Genomic DNA, 18,807 nt, shown 5'->3' with positions numbered 1-18,807 from the left:
TGTGGCCAGACAACCTTTTTGAATTTAATTGCGTCTATGTAAATAGAGAGTCTTAAATAATTGATTTTACTTTGAAAGTTATTCAGTTTTATAAAAACGAAACACAGCTGATAAAAAAAGCTGCAAACAAGCATAGAGATGCTCAGCATCAGTTATATGAAAAACATTCAGCAAAAATGCTGGGAGTATGTCGTCGTTATGTAAGAGATATTCATCACGCAGAAGAAGTAATGCTAAGTGGCTTTTTAAAAGTATTTACAAACTTAAAACAGTTTAATTTCGAAGGAAGTTTTGAAGGGTGGATAAGAAGGATAATGGTAAATGAATCAATATCGTTTTTAAGAAAACAAAAGCAAGTAGTTTTCACAGAAGATATTGCTTATCATAATGAAGAGTCCTGGAATAATATAAATATAGAGTTAGGAGTAGAGCAAATTCAGGATTTGATAGATAGTTTGCCAGAAGGATATAAAATGGTGTTTGTATTGTATGCTGTAGAAGGGTACAAACATAGTGAGATTGCTAAAATGCTTGAAATTAGTGAGGGTACATCAAAGTCTCAACTTTTTAAAGCAAGGAAAATGCTACAGCAAAAGTTAAACCAACAAAATAAGATTAGTAATGGCGCCATTAAAATTTGAAGATAGTATAAAAGAGAAGTTGGAGCAGCGTTCAATACGTCCGTCTCACGGGTCTTGGGATAAATTAGAGGAAAAATTAGATAGCCAACCAGGTCAAAAAAAAATTAAAAAGTATTGGTGGGTTGGTATTGCGGCAAGTTTTGTAGGATTATTAATTGTAACGACATTTTTTATTCGATCTAATACCGAAATAAAACCATCGAATCCTCAATTTGTTGATGTTACAGAAGAGGATTTTAACCAAGATATGTTAAAAGATGTGGATGTAGTAGAGGAAAGTATAGAGTCTGAACAAGTATCCAATATCATTGAGAATAAAAAAGAAACTAAAAAGGAAGTAACTGAAATAGTTGTAACTGACCTAAAGAAAGAAGAAACTACGGGAACGAAAAAATATGAGAATGTTAAAAAAGAAACTCCAAAGAGTGATCACATAGTAATTCCCGAAAATATCTTTGAAGAAAAAACAAATGAAGCTATAACCTTGAGAACAGATACAATTAATAGCAAATTAATTGAAGAAAGCAATTCCCTGGATATAACTACAGAGCTTATAGAAAGTAAGGTTTCTAGTTTGGTAGCTCAGATAAAAGAACTTGAAAAAAACAATAAAAAAGTTACTGATCAAGAGATAGAGGCGTTACTACGAAAAGCTCAACTTGAAATCACAACACAACAAATTTTAAAATCAAATACGGTAAGTGCATCGGCTTTGCTTCTAGACGTAGAATCAGAACTTGATGAATCTTTTAAAAATCGTGTTTTTGAAGCGCTTAAAACAGGTTTTGAAAAATTAAAAACAACCGTTGCTGAGAGAGATAATTAATAAACATTCATCAATCAATTCTTACTAATTCCCTCTCTAATTTGAGAGGGAGGAGTAAGTAGAAATCAAATTTTTATGAGAACAATAGTAATGTATGTCGTGTTAACGACCATGTCCCTTAGTGTTCATTTTTTAAATGCGCAGGATGTAGATAATTCAGAGGAAATAGAAATATTAAAACAGCAAAAAGAAGAAATAGTAGTATCTGAAAAAGAGAGTTTAAAGAAAGAAGTAGAGGCTATTAATGAGCGATTGGTAAAAGGAGAATTAACTACAGAAAAGGCTCAAGAATTAAAAGAAATTGCAGCCCAAAAACATGCACTAAATATCGAAAATAGATTAGTGATTATTGATAATCAAATAGCATTATTAGAACGAAATGACACTAATTATTTAAATGATAAAACCAAATTGTCTATTGGTCTGGGATCAAAAGATAGGGATGATGGAGATATATTATTTGGTATTAATGTGAAAAATGGAAAGAAGGCCAAGGTAAGATATGATAGACGAACATATTCTGATTTAGTAGTGGCTTTTGGATTAAATAATGCGATAGTCGATGGGCAATCATTAGACGATTCTGATTACAAAATAGCTGGTAGTCGGTTTTTTGAGATAGGGCTGGCTTGGAAGACCAGAGTGTTTAAAAATTCAAACTTTATGAGAGTCAAATATGGGATTTCATATCAATCTAATGGGTTGAAGCCAACAGATAATAGATACTTTGTTCAAAATGGTGATCAAACGGAGTTAGAAGAATTTAGAGTAGAGTTGGATAAATCTAAATTTAGGATGGATAATATCGTAGTGCCTTTACATTTAGAATTTGGAGCTTCAAAAAAAGTAGAAACAGAAGAAAAATTAAGGTTCGAAACACATGGAAAATTTAGAATTGGATTAGGAGGATATGTAGGAGCGAATATTAGTACAAGACAAAAATTAAAATATAAGGAAGATGGAGATAGAATTAAAGATAAAATTAAGAGAGACTATAATACTAGCGATTTAATATATGGATTAAGTACCTATATTGGTTTTGGTGACATGTCTATATATGCCAAGTATGATTTATCTCCAATCTTCAAAAATGCTGCTGTTGATCAGAACAATGTGTCATTAGGGTTGCGTTTTGACCTTTGATAATAACCATAATCGGTAGGGTTCTCTATTCGTTTTTTATTTTAGAATTGGAGGAGGAGCAAATTTCATTATAATTTATTTTTTAAGTGTTAACCATTTTTTATGGGGAAAAGAGTTGTGTGTAATCACAACTCTTTTTTGTTTTCAAAAAAATGTATGAGCTATTTTATTGTGGTTTAACAAGGTGTCGAGAATACTCTATTAAAATACTATGAAAAGTAGAGTAGTTTTATTTTTGTTAAATAATAAACAATAAATCGTTAACTGTTAAATATAAAAATGAAGATATATACCTTAAAAAGGTTACGGTTTTAAAGTAAGTTGTTGATTGTAAGTATTTTATGACATGTATTTTTTTTTATTCTTAATCTAAATAGTATATATTTAGAATCCCTTTTGATAGTCAAATTATAAAGGTTTTTTAATAGTCCAGTCAGGCTTGTATTTGCCCAAGTACAAGTTTTTGAAATACTACTTATGCTAAAAATTGGTGTATAACTATGTAACTGTTAACCAAATTTTAGATATGAAAACACAATTCTATTATGTAGCATTTTTTATGCTTTGTAGTCTTGGGCTTATAGCTCAACAAAACCCCCAAAAAGCCAGCTTGTTAGGTAAAGCTGAATACGTGAGAAGCGTACCCGCATTGTCAAAAATGGATAATATCATTGCTGCCAAGGGAATGGAACATACCGCTCCACCAAAAAGGTTAGGAACCAATACTTTTGTTCCAGGAAAAGGAATACCGGCCGCTGGTCAGAATGATCCTTTAATGGCCAGACAAAAAAATAACACTACCAGAACTGCTACTAGTACAGAAGTTGCTTCTTTTGATGCGCATATTGGTACAGTATTAAATGATCCTACTGGTGCTATTGGACCAAATCATTATGTATATGCATTTAACTCAGGTTTTGGTATTTTAGATAGATCAGGTAATGTATTGGTGCCAGAAGCATCTTTAGGTACTTTATTTCCTGGTGAAACTTTAGGAGATCCTATAGTGGTATATGATAACTATGCAGATAGATTTATCATTATGGAATTCAGTAATACTCCAAATGGTATTTTGCTAGCGATAGGGCAAGGACCTGATCCAGTGAATGATGGGTGGTTTACTTATCGATTTAATACAGGATCATTCCCAGATTATGAAAAACTATCTATTTGGAGCGATGGATATTATATCACAGCTAACAAAGATCAAAATTCAGCTGATACTAGTCAAGTAGTATATGCTTTAGAAAGAGATTTAATGTTAGCCGGAGATCCAAATGCTCAATTTGTAGGCTTTCCATTACCAGGCGTTTCAACAAGTGGTTTTTATAGCCCAGGTGGATCAAATTCTACAGGTCCTAATTTACCACCAGTTGGAGTAGGACATTCAATTTTATATTTACAAGATGATGCATGGGCAGGAGTGTCTCAGGATCACATTAAAGTATGGACAACTGATGTGGATTGGACAAATATTGCCAATTCAACTATTTCTCAGCCTCAAGAAATTGATACTACACCTTTTGATAGTGTATTTGATAATGGTTCTTTTCAAAATCTTGACGAGCCAGGAAATGGTCCTGATATAGATGCATTACAGGCTACTATGATGTATATGACGAATTATAGACGTTTTGGAACGCATAATTCTATTGTATTAAATTTTGTAGTTGATTTAGATGGTACAGATAGTCTTGCAGGTATTCGTTGGTATGAGTTGAGACAAACTGGAGATGGACAACCATGGACTATTTTCCAAGAAGGTACTTATGTGCAACCAGATGGTTTGAGTGCTTTCTGTGGTAGTATAGCACAAGATGCGCAAGGTAATATCGGTCTTGCTTATACAGTAGTAAGTAGTACTGTATTTACATCAATACGATATACTGGACGATTAGCAAGTGATCCAGTGGGAACAATGACACTTGTGGAACAAAGTGTTGTTGATGGTGATGCTCAAAATAACAGAGGTGATGGACGTTATGGGGATTATGCTCAAATGACTATTGATCCTACAGATGATATGACCTTTTGGCATATTGGTGAATATATGAAAGGACCAGCTCCTAATGTTAGAAGAAGTCATGTAGTTGCTTTTAAACTAGAGCCAGATACTCCAGATACAGAGGCTCCAACGGTTCCAACGAACTTAGTAGCTTCTAGTACTACGGATGTTTCTACAACTATTAGTTGGGATGCTTCTACAGATAATATTGGAGTTACAGCATATGATGTATTTCAAGATGGAACTTTAGTATCTACAGTGGCTACAGCTTCTGCTGATATAACTGGATTAACACCATCTACGTCTTATGATTTTACTGTTGTAGCAAAAGATGCTGCAGGAAATGAATCCGCAGCTAGTGCAGCACTATCAGTAACTACAGAAGCTCCAGATACAGAAGCTCCAACTGCTCCTGGGAATTTGACTGCTTCGAATACTACTGCAGGTCAAACAACGCTTAGTTGGGATGCTTCAACCGATAATGTAGGTGTAGCAGAATATGATGTATTACAGGATGGTGTAGTAGTAGCTACAGTTTCTGATACTACTGTTGTAATTACAGGGTTAACTGCAGAAACTACTTATGAATTTACAGTTATTGCAAAAGATGCTGCAGGAAATGAATCTGTAGCAAGTGATGCAACAAGTGTAACAACACCAGCTGCTTCTGGATGTTTAGGTGGTGTATTGCCTCCTTATTCAGAAAGTTTTGAGGCTGGTCTTGGAGATTGGACACAAGATTCAGGTGATGATCTTGATTGGACTGTTGATGCCGATGGAACTCCATCAAATAGAACAGGTCCTTCTAGTGCTGTAGATGGATCTAATTATATATATGTAGAGGCTTCAGGTAGTGGTACAGGATTTCCTGATAAGCAAGCGATTTTAACATCTCCTTGTTTTGATCTTACAGGAGCAACTTCTGCTTCTTTCTCATTCCAATATCATATGTTTGGTGCAAATGACTTTGGATCTCTTAGTGTAGAAGCGAGTAATGATGAAGGTGTAACTTGGGCTAGTATTTGGACAAGAAGTGGAAACCAAGGTAATTCTTGGCAAACCGCTAGTATTGATTTAGCTGATTATGCAGGTACAGGTGTACAATTAAGATTTAATAGAGTGACCGGTGGTACGTGGAGAGCTGATGCTGCAATAGATAATGTGCAAGTAACTGCTGATGGCGGAACAGGTGGTGGAGACTGTGTTTCTGGAGATGTTACCTTAAGTATTACTTTTGACAACTATCCACAAGAAACTTCTTGGACGTTAACAGATTCTGAAGGAAGTGTAGTTGCTTCTGAGAGTTATTCTACAGCTAATCCTGACGGATCTACTGTTACTGAGACTATTTCGGACTTAGGAAATGGCACCTATACATTTACAATTTCTGATTCATTTGGCGATGGAATTTGCTGTGGTTTCGGAAACGGTTCATATACACTATCTAGTGATGCCGGTACTATTGTAAGTGGAGGAGAATTTGCAGCTTCTGAGGCTACTGATTTCTGTGTAGAAGGATCAGGAGCTAGAATAGATACTTATCCATTAAGTGATCTAAGATCAGAAGATGCTGATGCTTTCAAAATTTATCCTATTCCTGCTACTGGAACTCTTAATGTAGCTACAGGGAATAGATCAATTGATAATGTTAAGATATTCTCTATGTATGGTCAATTGGTAAAAGAAATTTCGAACCAAGGAACTCAAAAGCAAATTGATATAAGTAACTTATCTTTAGGAACATATTTCATTCGTTTTGTTTCTAATAAGGAAGAATTAGAGATAACTAGGAAATTTGTTGTTGCTGAATAATAATCATTTAGAAATATAATTTAGCCACAAGGAGGCTGTCTTTTTTAAGGCAGCCTCTTTGTTTATATTATTAGAAAGGAATGAATCTATTAATTATGTTATTTTTGTTGGTTATATAATGTTATGTTTTTTACTTAATGATTCATAAATCAACCATAGATGCTGTATTTGAAGCTGCACGATTAGAAGAAGTAATAGGAGATTTTGTCCAGCTAAAAAAATCGGGTAGTAATTTTAAAGGGTTGAGCCCTTTTAGTGAAGAGCGAACCCCTTCTTTTATGGTATCGCCTGTTAAACAAATATGGAAAGATTTTTCAAGTGGCAAAGGTGGTAATGTGGTTGCATTTCTTATGGAACATGAGCATTTTACCTATCCCGAAGCGATAAAATATCTAGCTAAAAAATATAATATAGAAATTGAGGAGACGGAGCAAACCGATGAGCAAAAAGAACAAGCTAATGAGAGAGAAAGTATGTATCTCGTTAGCGAATTTGCTAATACTTTTTTTCAGAATATTTTACATAAATCAGAACAAGGTAAGGCTATCGGATTATCTTATTTTAAAGAAAGAGGGTTTACGACCGAAACTATACAAAAGTTTGGACTTGGGTATTCTCCTGATATCTGGGATGCTTTCACGTCTGAAGCTATTAGAAAAGGATACAAGCTTGAGTTTTTAGAAAAAACAGGCCTTACTATAATTAAGGAAGAAAAACAGTTTGATCGATTTAAGGGAAGAGTTATGTTTCCTATTCAGTCTATGTCTGGTCGAGTATTAGGTTTTGGAGGACGAATCTTGACCAATGAGAAGAAAGCTGCAAAATATTTAAATTCTCCCGAGAGTGATATTTATCATAAAAGTAAGGTACTTTATGGTATCTACCATGCAAAACAATCTATAGCAAAAGAGGATAATTGTTTTCTTGTAGAAGGATATACCGATGTGATTCAGTTTCATCAAGTAGGAGTGAAGAACGTTGTTTCTTCATCTGGAACAGCACTGACTTCGGATCAAATTAGATTAATAAATAGGTTAACTAAAAATATTACAGTTTTATTTGATGGGGATGCTGCTGGTATGCGAGCATCAATAAGAGGTATCGATTTGATCCTAGAACAAGGGATGAATGTAAAAGTTTGTAGCTTTCCAGATGGCGAAGATCCCGATAGTTTTGCAAAACAGAATACTTTAGAGGAATTGACTGTTTATCTTCAGGAAAATGCTCAGGATTTTATTAGGTTTAAAGCTTCATTACTTCAGGAAGAATCTAAAACGGATCCCATTAAGAAAGCTGAATTGGTTAGAGATATGGTTGTTAGTATTTCTAAAATCCCTGATGTAATTAAAAGAGAAATTTATGTACAAGAGTGTTCTCGTATTATGGATATCTCAGAAGATGTGCTATTCGATACTTTAGCTCAACTCAGAAATGTTGATATCAAAGATCAACGAAAACAGCAGAAGCAGTCAGAGAAACCTTTAGAAATTGTAAAACAACAAACTCAGCAACAACCTAAGATTAATGAGCAAAATGGTTTAGAGAAAAAAATTATTGAAATCCTACTATTATATGGTACTAATGAAGAGGAATTTGAGGATTTAGTGATGAAAGAAAATGATGAAGGAGAGTTGTTTTTAGAGCCAGAATTGTACACTACCAAAGTTTTTGAGAAAATATATTTGGATCTTCAAGAAGATGAAATTGAGTTCACTCAAAGCACTTTTAAAGAAGTGTATAAAATATTAATAGATCAATTAAATCAGCAAGAAGATTTTAAGATTGAACATTTTATAAATCAAATACCTCCAGAAGTAGCTTATGAAATTACGGAGATTATGATGGACGAAGAACGCCATGCACTTCATAGATGGTCAGATATGGAAATACATGTTAAGAAAAAAGAACATTCTGTTTCTCAATATGTATCCGATACAATCCTGAATTTACGTAGATACTTAATCAACAAAAAAATAAATGAGCTTTCACAAGAAGTGAAAGCCCAAAATTTTGAAGATAATAGAAATATTTTAGAGGATATAAATAATTACTATACTCTAAGAAGACTATTATACCGAAAACTCAATAGAGTTATCTAATTGATATGCAGTAATCTAGATTGATGAATTAAATCAGCTAGATTGTCTACTTTAAGCTTCTTTAATAATCTTGTTTTATAAGTACTTACCGTTTTTTCATTTATAGATAAAGTACTGGCAATATCCTTATTACGCTTTCCTGAGGATAAAAGATTTAAAACTTCTATTTCTCGAGAAGAAAGCTTTTTGTATTTAACAACCATGTTATTTTCGTTGGTGTTCCCATTCGCCAACTGCTGAGTTAGGTTGTCATTAAGATAAATACCACCACGCGCTACACGTTCGATAGCTTTTTTAAGCGTTTTTGTAGCAACGGTTTTTGATAAATATGCAGAAGCACCTGCTTTAATAGCACTTAGTGCGTACATTTCTTCAGGGTGAGAACTAAAAATTATAACTTTAATTCCTGTGAATTCTTTTTTTATGGTTCGCAATGCCATAATGCCATTGATCTGCGGCAAGTCTAATTCCATGATTAAAATATCCGGAGTATTAGATTTCAAAATATCATACATTTCATTTCCATTACTTACTTTTCCGATGATTTCAAAATCTTCAGAGTTCCTAAGTAAAGAAACGATCCCTTTTCTAGTAATAGGATGATGATCTGCGATTAGTACGTTTGTCATTCTTGTTTACAATTGATAAATGTTAATTTTTTGTTTTAAAGGGTTAACATCTCTAGGGGTAATTCTGATATTTGTTTTCCATGCAAAATTAATAAGAACTACCAGTCGTAAACTTGTTTTTATGAAGTTATCGATAAAGCGTTAATTAAATCAGATTAACGGGTATTTCACAGACAGGAATCGGTATCATTTTATGTTGGTTTACCGTATTTAGACGAGAATAAATATTGAAAACTTCTTGTTCTCGGTCAGAAAAATCATCACTTTTCTTACCTAAATCCTTCATTTTCATAGCCCATTCTAGTTCATCATAACTTGCTCCAATCTGATCTTCATCACTTCTACTATCTCCAAATAAACCATCTGTCGGAGTAGCAGTTTGTATCGATTCCGGTACTTCCAATACCTTTGCTAATTCATAAACCTCGCTCTTTAATAAATCTGCTATTGGACTTATATCAACGCCACCATCACCATATTTAGTATAAAAACCTACACCAAAATCTTCAACTTTATTTCCAGTACCTGCAACTAAGTAGCTATTTAGACCTGCTAAATAGTATAATGTAGTCATTCTTAATCTAGCTCTGGTGTTAGCTAAAGAAAGGTTTGAGCGGCTTTCAGAATCACCTTCTGGAACGGATTTTTTAAACTCTTCAAAGACAGGTGTAAGATCAACTCGTGTGTCGGATACTTTGTTAAAACGTTTTTTTAATTGAGAAATGTGTTCCTGTGCACGATTCACTTGACTTTGAGCCTGGTGTATAGGCATTTCTACACATAATACATTAAGTCCAGTTTTGGCACATAAAGAAGAGGTAACTGCACTGTCAATTCCACCACTTATTCCTACAACAAAACCATTGATATTTGCATTTGTAGCATAATCTTTAAGCCAATTTACAATGTGGTCAATTACTTTTTCAGTTTGCATATTTTATATTTTTTAATTCTTTATTAAGACGATATATCTTTAAACTACTACTATTATATAAAACCTAATTTGATAATAGTACATTTGTGGTTATAAAATTAATAAAAAAAGCTAGCGTTAAAGAGTAAGAGTAATTATTTATATAGATATTATAATATTTGAATGAAGTATAGTAAGTTTTTAAAAATAATAGCGATTTTTTGCATAATATGGTCTTGTGCTGATAAAAATAAAATTGAAGAAGAGATAGCAAGAATACCTGTAGAAATTGTGATTGAACGTTTTGATAGAGTTTTTGCGGATGTGACACCTGAGAATTTGACAGATGTAAAATCTAAATATCCTTTTTTGTTTCCAGAAAAATATAATGATAGTATTTGGATACAAAAGACTAAAGATACGTTACAATTAGAGATTAATCGAGAGGTAGAAAAGAAGTTCAGTAACTTCACAAATGAAAAAGAGGAACTAAAATCATTATTACAGCATATAAAATATTATTTTCCAGAAGTTACAGTGCCTAGAGTTATTACTGTTACCTCTAATGTAGATTACCAACGTAAGGTAATATTGTCAGATAATTTATTGATTATTTCTCTTGATACTTATTTAGGATCAGATCATTATTTTTATAGCGGTATTCAGGGATATTTAAAAGATCGTTTTATTAGGACTCAGATTTTACCTGATGTAGCTACAATCTATGCTCGACAATTAGTAGAATTTCCTAGAAACAGAACTTTTTTAGCAAATATGATATATTATGGGAAAGAAATGTATCTGAAAGACTTGTTTTTGCCGGATTTTGAGGATAGCGAGAAAATGGCTTATAAAGATGATCAGTTTGCTTGGATAGAAGCAAATGAAGAAGAAATTTGGAGGTACTTTATTGATCGTCAATTATTATATAGTACAGAGGCAGATCTTCTACCTCGATTTTTATATCCAGGACCTTTTTCTAAGTTCTATTTAGAGGAAATTGATCAAGAAGCACCAGATAGGGTTGGTCAGTATATAGGTTGGAAGATTGTTAGTTCATATATGAAAAATAACAATGTATCTTTGCGTCAATTATTACTAACAGACGCCGAAACAATTTTTAACGCTTCTAAATATAAACCTGCAAGATAATGGTAAACACGCATAAATCCGAAATCAAAATTGAAATAGAACTTGATGAGAATAAAGTTCCGGAAAAACTAAATTGGACCGCAAAGGATGGAGGGATAGAAAATGAAGAAACCAAAGCTATGTTATTATCGGTATGGGATAATAAGAGTAAAGAAAGTCTTCGTATTGATTTGTGGACAAAAGATATGCCTGTGGATGAAATGAAAGTGTTTTTTCATCAGACATTAGTTTCTATGAGTGAAACTTTTAATAGAGCGACACAAGACGAAAAAATGTCAGCTACAATGAAAGATTTCTGTGATTACTTTGCAGAGAAACTAGAGCTTAAGCAAAAATGATTTTTTTGTAAGTTTAGTAAATTTAAATTGTCTATTGTTATTATAAATAGATGCGAGATTGATTTTGAAAAGGACAATTTTATTCATTTATAATGCGGATTCCAGTGGTTGGAATAAGTATTTGGATTTTGCTCATAAGATAATAAGCCCATCTACGTATTCTTGTGACCTTTGTAATTTGACTCATGGAAGTTTTTCGGAAAAGAAAACATGGAAAGCATTTAGAGAAAAATCTTCAAATACAATGATTTTTTTGTATAAAAATGAATTTTTGAAGGAGCATAAAAAATCTAACTATCAAGAACTTACATTTCCAGTAATCTTAGAACAAAAAAAGAGTGGATTAGAAATTCTGGTTAAATCCAAAGAATTAAAATCTATTAAATCAGCAGAAGATCTGATAGAAATTCTTAGTGTTAAGTTAATCTAAGATTTAGCGATTTGCTGATTGATTTCTTCTATGTAATTTAGTACTTCTTCTTTGCCGAGTCCAGATGAAGAAGAGGTAATAAAATAATTAGGCATTTCTTCCCAATATTGTAACATTTCATTTTTGTACGCTTCAATATTGCTTGGTAGCTTAGTTTTTGTGAGTTTATCAGCTTTAGTAAAAATTATAGAAAAAGGAATTTGATTCTCTCCAAGCCACTGCATAAATTCTAAATCAATTTTTTGTGGCTCATGTCTAGAATCTACTAATACAAATGCAGATACTAACTGAGTTCTTTTAGAGAAATATGCAGTAATAAACTTCTGAAATACTTTTTTAGATGATTTAGAAACTCTTGCATAACCATAACCTGGTAAATCGACTAAAAACCAATTTTTATTAATTAGAAAATGATTTATTAATTGAGTTTTTCCAGGTCGACCAGAAGTTTTTGCCAGACTTTTTCGACTGGCTAGCATATTAATTAAAGAAGATTTACCAACGTTTGATCTGCCTATAAAAGCATATTCTGGCAAGTTGTTTTTAGGACATTTCGCCACATCGCTGTTACTCATTACAAATTCAGCACTGCTAATCTTCATAAGTTTGTTCCTTAGAAATTACGTTCTTTAAGCCAAGAATGTAATAGAGTGTTAAATTCCTCAGGGTGTTCCATCATAGCGGCATGTCCACACTTGTCAATCCAGTAAAGGTCAGAATCTGGTAATAGTCTATTGAAATCGTCTGCAACTTCTGGAGGAGTGACATTATCGTTTTTACCCCATATGATGCAGGTTGGCGTCTTCATATTAGGAAGATCTTTAGCCATATTGTGTCTAATAGCACTTTTTGCAATAGCAAGTGTTCTAATTAACTTGTTTCTATCGTTTACTGTTGCGTACACTTCATCTACAATTTCTTTGGTAGCGATTGCAGGATCATAAAAAACATTTTCTGCCTTAGCTTTAATGTATTCATAGTCACCGCGCTTAGGATAACTTTCTCCCATCGCACTTTCATATAGACCTGAGCTCCCAGTAATTACCAAAGCTTTAACTTTTTCTGGAAACATCTTGGTGCATAACAATCCGATATGTCCTCCAAGAGAATTTCCTAGAAGAATTACTTCATTATATCCAAGTTGATCGATAAAATCTTTAAGGTATTTAGCAAAAGTACCTACACTGGTTTTTATCAACGGCATTTCATACAAAGGAAGTTCTGGTATCAATACTTTGTATCCATTTTCTGGAAAATAATTACTTACACCATCAAAGTTGCTGAGACCACCCATTAGTCCATGTAAAATAACTATTGGCGTGCCTTCTCCGAGTTCCAGATAACTAAATTTTCCGTCTTTTTTTAATTCGTGCTTCATTAATAGTTCTTACAAGAATTAAAAGCAAATATAGCATTTTCATAATTAGTTTGAAGATTTTTTATCAATAGTGCGATATGATTTTTTCAGATTTTTTTAATCGGTCATTTTTTTTGATCCTGAATACGTCAAAACCAAGATTTTATAGCTAAAAGAATATTCTGTTGATTAACAAAATATTAATGTTGATCCATACTTCTTTGACTGGTTTTTGATGACAACTTATTAACAATGTGGTAGATTGTGGTAAAAAGTGGTAAATTTTTCAATATATTTGACTAATTATAGAGGTAAGAAAGAAAAAGTGGTAAATCTTATAGGTACATACGAATGTAAAGCAGATGCTAAGGGGCGTCTGATGATACCTGCAGCTTTTAAAAAACAACTTTCTCCTGTTTTGCAGGAGGGATTTGTGTTGAAAAGAGCTGTTTTTCAGCCTTGCTTAGAATTGTATCCGATGGAAGAATGGAATCTTCTGATGCAAAAGATGAATAAGTTAAACCGCTTCAAAAAGAAAAATAATGATTTCATCCGGAGGTTTACGGCAGGAGTTAAAGTTGTTGAAATAGATTCAACCGGGCGCCTTTTGATACCAAAGGATTTAGTCAGTTTTGCAGGGATTACTAAAGAATTAGTCTTGTCATCTGCTGTTAATATTATTGAGATATGGGATAAAGCTCAATATGAAAAAGTGATAGATGATACCGCTGTTGATTTTGCAGATCTGGCGGAAGAAGTAATGGGATTAGATGATGAAACAGATGGAATATCATAACCCGGTTTTACTGAAAGAAACCGTTGACGGTCTTGCGATAAAACCAGATGGTGTATATGTGGATGTTACCTTTGGAGGAGGAGGGCATTCTAGAGAGATTTTAAAGAGATTAGGTGCAAATGGTAAATTATATGCTTTTGATCAAGATAAAGATGCGTTACTAAATGCAATCGATGATGATAGGTTTGTTTTAATTAACGAGAATTTCAGATTCATTAAACGTTTTCTACGTTTTTACGGGGTTAAAAAAGTAGATGGAGTCTTAGGTGATTTTGGAGTTTCCTCTCATCAGTTTGATGTTGCAGAAAGAGGATTCTCTACCAGATTTGAAGCTGATTTGGATATGAGGATGAATCAAGATGGTGAATTATCGGCTTATCATGTGGTTAATGAATATGATGAATCAGACTTAAGAAAAATGTTTTTGCAGTATGGGGAGTTAAGAAATGCTCCTAAACTAGCTAGAGCAATTGTTAATTCTAGGAACGATAGACCGATTAAGACTAGCGCGGAGCTAAAAGAGGTGTTGAAACCTTTTATGGTTAGACATAAAGAACACAAGATTTTAGCGCAGATATATCAGGCTATAAGAATAGAAGTGAATCAAGAAATAGAGGTTCTTAAGGAGTTTCTTATACAAACGGAAGAAGTATTAGATAAAGGGGGAAGAATAAGTTTGATATCATATCATTCTTTAGAAGATAGATTAGTAAAGAGGTATATCAGAAGCGGATTGTTCGAGGGAGAACCAGAAAAGGATTTGTATGGTAATGTGTCAGTCCCTTTTAAAAAAGTAGGAGGTTTGATTGTTCCAAACGAAGAAGAAATTAAAATAAATAATAGAGCGCGAAGTGCTAAACTAAGAATAGCAGAAAAGATTTGAAGCAAACGGTATACGATATATTAAAAGGAAAATTTCTTATTGCTGATGATGCGATGAAGAATTGGCGTATGCTACTCTTTTTGTCGTTTTTGGCAATTATTATGATTGCTAGTTCGCATAATGCAGAAAGTAAAGTTCATGAGATTGCAAAACTTAATAATGAAGTTAGGGAGTTAAGAACGCAATTTGTAGATGGACGAACAGAATTGATGCAGTTAAAAATGGAATCTTCTGTAATCGAAAAAATGACAAAAAAAGGAATTAAAAGACCAACGAAACCACCACAAAAAATAATAGTAAAAGAGTAAGTTTTGGCAGTAAAAGATAAGAACATATTAAATAGATTATACTTCATTTCGGGGTGTATGTTCATCTTCGCAATTTTGGTTTTGGTAAAGCTTGTGAAAACACAATTTGTAGAAGGGGATATGTATCGTGCAAAAGCAGAGGAGCGTGTTTTTAGAACATTTGATATACCTGCTAATCGCGGTAACTTATATGATAGTAAAGGTAATTTGTTAGCTACATCAGTACCTAAGTATGATATTAGATTTGATGCTGTAACGGTTACGGATAAGGATTTTAGAGAGAATATTAAGGAGTTATCTATAGCATTAGCGAAAGAGTTCGGAAGATCATCAGAATATTATGATGATAAACTAAGAAGAGCAAGAGATAATAAGAATAGGTATTTTTTAATAAAAAGAAATTTAGGGTATTCTCAATACATAAGAGTTAAAGGTTTTCCTCTCTTTAAATATGGGTCTAATAGAGGAGGACTTATTGTAGAACAACGCACGATTCGTGAACATCCAATTGGAAAAATAGCAGAACGAACGGTAGGTTATGAGCGCCAAGATGAGCAAGGGTATTATACTAGAGTTGGATTAGAGGGTGCGTATGGTCCGTTTTTAAGAGGGAAAGAAGGGAAGCGTAAAAAGCAAAAAATAGCAAAAAACCAATGGAAACCTATTGGAGATGCTAATGAGGTAGAGCCTCAAGATGGGTATGACGTGATTTCAACAATTGATGTTAATGTTCAGGATATTACTCACCATGCTTTATTAGCGCAATTAGAGAAATTCGAAGCAGAGCATGGAACTGTGGTTGTTATGGAAACAAGAACGGGAGAGATTAAAGCAATCTCTAACCTAGGGCGAACAAAATCTGGGAAATACTATGAGAAGCTGAATTATGCGGTTGGAGAATCACACGAACCAGGTTCTACTTTTAAGTTGATGGCAATGGTAGCAGCCTTAGAGGATAAGGTTATTGATTCTAGTTATATAGTAGATACAGAGAATGGTCGTGTTAAGTTTTATGATAGAGTTGTAAAAGATTCTAAATGGGGTGGGTATGGTAAAATATCAGCTGCAAAAGCATTTGAATTATCATCCAATACAGCTTTTGCTAAGATTATAGATGAAAATTATAAAGATGATCCAAAGAAATTTGTAAACCGATTAATGAATATGGGGTTGCATAAAACATTGGGACTATCTATTAAAGGAGAAGGTAAACCAAAGATTCCATATCCAGGTGATAAAGATTGGTACGGTACTACATTGCCTTGGATGGCTCATGGATATGGAGTAGCTGTAACTCCTCTGCAAACATTAGCTTTTTATAATGCTATTGCAAATGACGGAGAGATGGTGAAACCTAGGTTTATAAAAGAAGTAAAAGCTTGGGATAAAACCAAAGAAAGATTTGATAAGGAAGTTCTTAACTCAGCAATATGTTCTAAAGAAACTGCAAAGATTGTTCAGGAAATGATGAAGAATGTTGTAGTGAGAGGAACCGCTGATAATATACATACTGAGAGTTTTCAGATAGCTGGAAAAACAGGGACTTGTTGGGGTAATTATGGAAAAGATAAGGAAAGAGAATATATATCTTCTTTCGCTGGATATTTTCCAGCAGATGATCCTAGATATTCTTGTATTGTGGTTATTCATAAACCAAATAAAGAAAAAGGGTATTACGGAAATATAGTAGCAGCGCCCGTATTTAAAACCATTGCTTTAAAAGTGTACAATGACATACCTGTAATTGATGAAGTTTCTGCGGATATCGTAGAAAGCGAAGAAATATCTGAAAGTTATGAGGAGTACTTTAAGAAAGCAAGAAAGTATAAAACTATAATGCCAAATTTAAAAGGAATGCCTGCAATGGATGTAATTTCTCTTTTAGAAAATATGGGATTGAAAGTAGAGGTAAAAGGCTCTGGTAAAGTGAAAAGTCAGTCAATTGAACCAGGTGCTAAAGTAAAAACAAATCAAACAATTAGGATAGAATTATCGTGATCGAGCTAAAAGATATTTTATATAAAGTTTCTATGGATGCGGTTGTTGGAAATACAGCAACGAGCATTGATAAGGTAGAATTTGATTCTAGAAAAATTGGGCATGACGATGTTTTTGTAGCAATTAAAGGAACTGTTGTAGATGGTCATGATTATATAGAGAAAGCAATCAATCAAGGTGCTATTGCTATCGTGTGCGAAACTATGCCAGAATTTTTGGTAGATGGTTTGGTGTATGTTCAGGTAGAAGATGCTCAAAAAGCACTTGCTATTATTGCTGCTAATTATTATGGATCTCCTTCAGAAAACTTAAAACTTGTTGGGGTAACGGGAACTAATGGGAAAACAACTATTGCAACACTATTGTATCAGCTTTTTAAGAAAGCAGGTTATAAAGTTGGTTTGTTGTCTACTGTAAAAATTTTAGTAGATGATACTGCTTACAAAGCTACACATACTACGCCAGATTCTTTGGCTATAAACAGGTATTTGAAGGAAATGAATGATGCTGGAGTTGAGTATTGTTTTATGGAAGTAAGTTCTCATGGAATTGATCAAAAGCGTACATCGGGATTGATTTTTGAAGGAGGAGTTTTTACAAACCTTTCACATGATCATCTGGATTACCACAATACTTTTAAGGAGTATAGAGATGTAAAAAAAGTGTTTTTTGATGAGTTAGGTAGCAAGGCATTTGCTTTAACTAATAAAGATGATAAAAATGGAAGCTTTATGCTTCAAAACACAAAAGCAAAACAATATACTTATGCTCTTAAGTCATATGCAGATTTTAGAGGGCAGATTCTTGAAAATAGCCTAGGCGGATTGTTGTTAAAAATAAATGATAATGATGTTTGGACAAAACTAATAGGAAGCTTTAATGCATATAATCTTCTTGCAATTTTTGGGACAGCAGAATTGTTAGGATTAGAAACACTAGAGACTTTACAATTGTTAAGTGATCTTGAGAGTGTTAGTGGTAGATTTCAATATTTGATTTCTAGTAAAAAAATTACTGCTATAGTGGATTATGCTCATACTCCGGATGCGCTTAAAAATGTTTTGGAGACTATTAATGACATACGCACCAATAACGAAACTTTGATTACTGTAGTAGGTTGTGGAGGGGATAGAGATAAAGGAAAGAGACCGGTAATGGGTAATATCGCTACAACATTGAGTAATAAGGTTGTTTTTACCAGTGATAATCCCAGAACAGAGAATCCCGAGCAGATTATAGAAGATATAGAAAAAGGAGTTGAGCCACAGAATTATAAAAAAATAATATCTATTTCCGATAGAAAGCAAGCGATAAGAACTGCTTGTCAGTTTGCAGAAGAGAATGATATTATTTTGATAGCAGGAAAAGGGCATGAAACCTATCAAGAAACAAATGGAGAACGGATAGATTTTAACGATTTCGAAATAGTAAAAGAAGAACTAAAAAAAATAGGAAAATAAATAAATCCTTTGCATTA

Annotated in this window: 17 protein-coding genes; 13 read left to right on the top strand and 4 right to left on the bottom strand. The window is 33.2% G+C overall.

Annotation, left to right across the window (positions count from 1 at the left end; translation table 11 throughout):
* The first annotated feature begins 71 nt into the window (after window positions 1–71).
* The 5 genes from NMK29_RS16655 (at window position 72) to dnaG (ending at window position 8,526) form a co-directional block, all read left to right on the top strand.
* Entirely contained in the window at window positions 72–641 is a 570-nt protein-coding gene (locus tag NMK29_RS16655) for an RNA polymerase sigma factor (RefSeq protein ID WP_108802006.1), read from the top strand.
* On the top strand, window positions 622–1,467 hold the full coding sequence (locus NMK29_RS16650) for a hypothetical protein (RefSeq protein ID WP_108802005.1): 846 nt from the start codon (window positions 622–624) through the stop codon (window positions 1,465–1,467). Before NMK29_RS16655 ends, NMK29_RS16650 begins: the two co-directional genes overlap by 20 nt.
* A gap of 75 nt (window positions 1,468–1,542) precedes the next feature.
* Window positions 1,543–2,610 (top strand): DUF5320 domain-containing protein, encoded by a 1,068-nt coding sequence (locus NMK29_RS16645; protein ID WP_108802004.1) that lies wholly within the window; start codon window positions 1,543–1,545, stop codon window positions 2,608–2,610.
* A gap of 526 nt (window positions 2,611–3,136) precedes the next feature.
* Window positions 3,137–6,427: a fibronectin type III domain-containing protein gene (locus NMK29_RS16640; protein ID WP_159092091.1), complete on the top strand. Its 3,291-nt coding sequence runs from the start codon at window positions 3,137–3,139 to the stop codon at window positions 6,425–6,427.
* 137 nt (window positions 6,428–6,564) lie between these two features.
* The gene (dnaG, locus tag NMK29_RS16635) at window positions 6,565–8,526 is read left to right on the top strand and encodes a DNA primase (protein ID WP_108802002.1); all 1,962 of its coding nucleotides are present in this window, start codon (window positions 6,565–6,567) and stop codon (window positions 8,524–8,526) included.
* On the opposite strand, the gene NMK29_RS16630 is transcribed toward dnaG, so the two are convergent.
* Window positions 8,523–9,155: a response regulator transcription factor gene (locus NMK29_RS16630; protein WP_091407582.1), complete on the bottom strand. Its 633-nt coding sequence runs from the start codon at window positions 9,153–9,155 to the stop codon at window positions 8,523–8,525. The two genes, dnaG and NMK29_RS16630, sit on opposite strands and share 4 nt — an antisense overlap.
* Window positions 9,156–9,300: 145 nt before the next feature.
* The gene (gene nadE, locus NMK29_RS16625) at window positions 9,301–10,089 is read right to left on the bottom strand and encodes an NAD(+) synthase (RefSeq protein WP_108802001.1); all 789 of its coding nucleotides are present in this window, start codon (window positions 10,087–10,089) and stop codon (window positions 9,301–9,303) included.
* 162 nt (window positions 10,090–10,251) lie between these two features.
* Between nadE and gldB the strand changes: the two genes are divergently transcribed.
* The 3 genes from gldB to NMK29_RS16610 all read left to right on the top strand — a co-directional run bounded on the left by gldB (window position 10,252) and on the right by NMK29_RS16610 (window position 11,988).
* Window positions 10,252–11,220: a gliding motility lipoprotein GldB gene (gene gldB / locus NMK29_RS16620; RefSeq protein ID WP_108802000.1), complete on the top strand. Its 969-nt coding sequence runs from the start codon at window positions 10,252–10,254 to the stop codon at window positions 11,218–11,220.
* On the top strand, window positions 11,220–11,558 hold the full coding sequence (gene gldC / locus NMK29_RS16615; RefSeq protein WP_108801999.1) for a gliding motility protein GldC: 339 nt from the start codon (window positions 11,220–11,222) through the stop codon (window positions 11,556–11,558). Before gldB ends, gldC begins: the two co-directional genes overlap by 1 nt.
* A 64-nt stretch (window positions 11,559–11,622) precedes the next feature.
* On the top strand, window positions 11,623–11,988 hold the full coding sequence (locus NMK29_RS16610; protein ID WP_159092090.1) for a GTPase: 366 nt from the start codon (window positions 11,623–11,625) through the stop codon (window positions 11,986–11,988).
* Here the strand turns inward: NMK29_RS16610 and yihA are convergent.
* Window positions 11,985–12,590 (bottom strand): ribosome biogenesis GTP-binding protein YihA/YsxC, encoded by a 606-nt coding sequence (gene yihA / locus NMK29_RS16605; protein WP_108801997.1) that lies wholly within the window; start codon window positions 12,588–12,590, stop codon window positions 11,985–11,987. The two genes, NMK29_RS16610 and yihA, sit on opposite strands and share 4 nt — an antisense overlap.
* Before the next feature lie 11 nt (window positions 12,591–12,601).
* Complete coding sequence (locus NMK29_RS16600) at window positions 12,602–13,366, bottom strand: alpha/beta fold hydrolase (protein WP_108801996.1); 765 nt, start codon at window positions 13,364–13,366, stop codon at window positions 12,602–12,604.
* Window positions 13,367–13,670: 304 nt separating this feature from the next.
* On the opposite strand from NMK29_RS16600, the gene mraZ reads away from it, so the two are divergent.
* From mraZ to NMK29_RS16575, 5 genes are read left to right on the top strand one after another with little or no spacing between them, the layout of a single operon-like run.
* Window positions 13,671–14,141, top strand: a complete 471-nt coding sequence (mraZ, locus tag NMK29_RS16595; RefSeq protein WP_108802318.1) for a division/cell wall cluster transcriptional repressor MraZ — start codon at window positions 13,671–13,673, stop codon at window positions 14,139–14,141.
* Window positions 14,128–15,024, top strand: a complete 897-nt coding sequence (gene rsmH / locus NMK29_RS16590) for a 16S rRNA (cytosine(1402)-N(4))-methyltransferase RsmH (RefSeq protein ID WP_108802317.1) — start codon at window positions 14,128–14,130, stop codon at window positions 15,022–15,024. The genes mraZ and rsmH overlap by 14 nt, the downstream gene beginning before the upstream one ends.
* Window positions 15,021–15,332 (top strand): FtsL-like putative cell division protein, encoded by a 312-nt coding sequence (locus tag NMK29_RS16585; protein WP_108801995.1) that lies wholly within the window; start codon window positions 15,021–15,023, stop codon window positions 15,330–15,332. The genes rsmH and NMK29_RS16585 overlap by 4 nt, the downstream gene beginning before the upstream one ends.
* A gap of 57 nt (window positions 15,333–15,389) precedes the next feature.
* Window positions 15,390–17,330: a penicillin-binding protein gene (locus NMK29_RS16580; RefSeq protein ID WP_108801994.1), complete on the top strand. Its 1,941-nt coding sequence runs from the start codon at window positions 15,390–15,392 to the stop codon at window positions 17,328–17,330.
* On the top strand, window positions 17,327–18,790 hold the full coding sequence (locus NMK29_RS16575) for a UDP-N-acetylmuramoyl-L-alanyl-D-glutamate--2,6-diaminopimelate ligase (RefSeq protein WP_108801993.1): 1,464 nt from the start codon (window positions 17,327–17,329) through the stop codon (window positions 18,788–18,790). The genes NMK29_RS16580 and NMK29_RS16575 overlap by 4 nt, the downstream gene beginning before the upstream one ends.
* Window positions 18,791–18,807: the final 17 nt, after the last annotated feature.

The organism is Aquimarina sp. Aq107 (assembly GCF_943733665.1).
GTDB lineage: Bacteria > Bacteroidota > Bacteroidia > Flavobacteriales > Flavobacteriaceae > Aquimarina.
This window is presented reverse-complemented; position numbering and strand designations above follow the sequence as displayed.

Bases quoted from the DNA above. Each gene is read 5' to 3' on its own strand.
- NMK29_RS16650 (WP_108802005.1), top strand. From the start codon at position 622: ATGGCGCCATTAAAATTTGAAGATAGTATAAAAGAGAAGTTGGAGCAG.
- NMK29_RS16645 (WP_108802004.1), top strand. From the start codon at position 1,543: ATGAGAACAATAGTAATGTATGTCGTGTTAACGACCATGTCCCTTAGT.
- NMK29_RS16640 (WP_159092091.1), top strand. From the start codon at position 3,137: ATGAAAACACAATTCTATTATGTAGCATTTTTTATGCTTTGTAGTCTT.
- dnaG (WP_108802002.1), top strand. From the start codon at position 6,565: ATGATTCATAAATCAACCATAGATGCTGTATTTGAAGCTGCACGATTA.
- NMK29_RS16630 (WP_091407582.1), bottom strand. From the start codon at position 9,155: ATGACAAACGTACTAATCGCAGATCATCATCCTATTACTAGAAAAGGG.
- nadE (WP_108802001.1), bottom strand. From the start codon at position 10,089: ATGCAAACTGAAAAAGTAATTGACCACATTGTAAATTGGCTTAAAGAT.
- gldB (WP_108802000.1), top strand. From the start codon at position 10,252: ATGAAGTATAGTAAGTTTTTAAAAATAATAGCGATTTTTTGCATAATA.
- gldC (WP_108801999.1), top strand. From the start codon at position 11,220: ATGGTAAACACGCATAAATCCGAAATCAAAATTGAAATAGAACTTGAT.
- yihA (WP_108801997.1), bottom strand. From the start codon at position 12,590: ATGAAGATTAGCAGTGCTGAATTTGTAATGAGTAACAGCGATGTGGCG.
- NMK29_RS16600 (WP_108801996.1), bottom strand. From the start codon at position 13,366: ATGAAGCACGAATTAAAAAAAGACGGAAAATTTAGTTATCTGGAACTC.
- rsmH (WP_108802317.1), top strand. From the start codon at position 14,128: ATGGAATATCATAACCCGGTTTTACTGAAAGAAACCGTTGACGGTCTT.
- NMK29_RS16580 (WP_108801994.1), top strand. From the start codon at position 15,390: ATGTTCATCTTCGCAATTTTGGTTTTGGTAAAGCTTGTGAAAACACAA.